The sequence below is a fragment of the Micromonospora sp. SD19 genome, assembly GCF_054462275.1.
Window position 1 is genome coordinate 1 of the sequence record NZ_JBTLMN010000025.1, and the last position, 1,189, is coordinate 1,189.

The 1,189-nt window shown below is 66.9% G+C and carries 1 protein-coding gene; it reads right to left on the minus strand.

The genetic code is table 11. The features are described from left to right. Positions 1-7: 7 nt before the first annotated feature. Complete coding sequence (locus tag ACX27O_RS33040; protein WP_458940603.1) at positions 8-1,135, minus strand: IS30 family transposase; 1,128 nt, start codon at positions 1,133-1,135, stop codon at positions 8-10. Positions 1,136-1,189: the final 54 nt, after the last annotated feature.

Sequence of the window (1,189 nt, forward strand, 5' to 3'; positions counted from 1 at the left end):
GGCGGTTTCAAGCGGCTGTTGCGACTAGGTGTTTGTGGAGTACCTCGGCTGGATTCTGCCAGTCGAGGGTTTGGCGTGGTCGTCCGTTGAGTTCACGGGCGACGGCGTCGAGGTCGTCCTGGGTCCAGGTGCGGAAGTCGGTGCTGGAGCGGGGGAAGTACTGGCGCAGGAGGCCGTTGGTGTTTTCGTTGCTGCCGCGTTGCCAAGGGCTGTGGGGGTCGCAGAAGTAGACCTTGCAGTCGGTGGCCAGGGTGAAGACGGGGTGCTGGATCATTTCGATGCCCTGGTCCCAGGTCAGGGTCTTGCGCAGCTCGGCCGGCAGGCGGCGCATGAGGCCGGTCAGGGTGTCGATGACCTGTTCGCTGACCCGCGATTCGGGGAGAGCGCCGAGCATCACGTATCGGGTGGCGCGTTCGACGAGGGTGATGATCGCGCTGGAGCCTCGGGCGCCGATGACCAGGTCACCTTCCCAGTGCCCGGGCACGGCCCGGTCTTCGACCTCGGCCGGGCGAGTCGAGATGTGAAAGTCACGCACCCACGGGCGGCTTCCCCGCCCCGCGCTGGCCTGACGCGACTGCGGCCGCCGTAACGCCCGACCAGAGCGCAACGCGACCTGCCGGGCTAACTCCTGACGCATCCCACCCCGGGCCTGGAAGTAGATCGCCTGGTAGATCGTCTCGTGTGACACCCACATCTCCGGTCGCTCAGGAAACTCCCGCCGCAGCGACCGGGCAATCTGCCACGGCGAGTGCCGCTGACTCAGACGATCCTTAACCGTCTGCCACAACGGCGGCCACGCCCGCCCCCAACCCGGACGCAACTTGCCCTCACGAGGACGCCGCGCCCGCGCGTCCGCCTTGCCCTGAGCGTTGCGGTGAGAGTACTTCCACCGATACGCCCCACCCCACCCCTTCGGATAGCCCACCCCCGCCACATAACCAGGATCCGCACCACGCGGATGCCGCTGACCCGCCGGCACCCGACCCCCAGTGCCGCAGTGATTACGCGACAACTCCCGCCACACCGTCGAGCGATGCCGCCCAATCACCTGCGCGATCTGCGGGAACGTCAACCCCTGACCGAACAACACCTCAATCTGCGCCCGCTCCGCGGACGACAACCTCTGCCCCGGCATGACCCCTCATCCTGACGAGAATCCACCCCGTTGCAACAACCACTTGAGCCCAAG

Coding starts and splice junctions, on each gene's coding strand:
- ACX27O_RS33040 (WP_458940603.1), bottom strand. CDS start 1,135: ATGCCGGGGCAGAGGTTGTCGTCCGCGGAGCGGGCGCAGATTGAGGTG.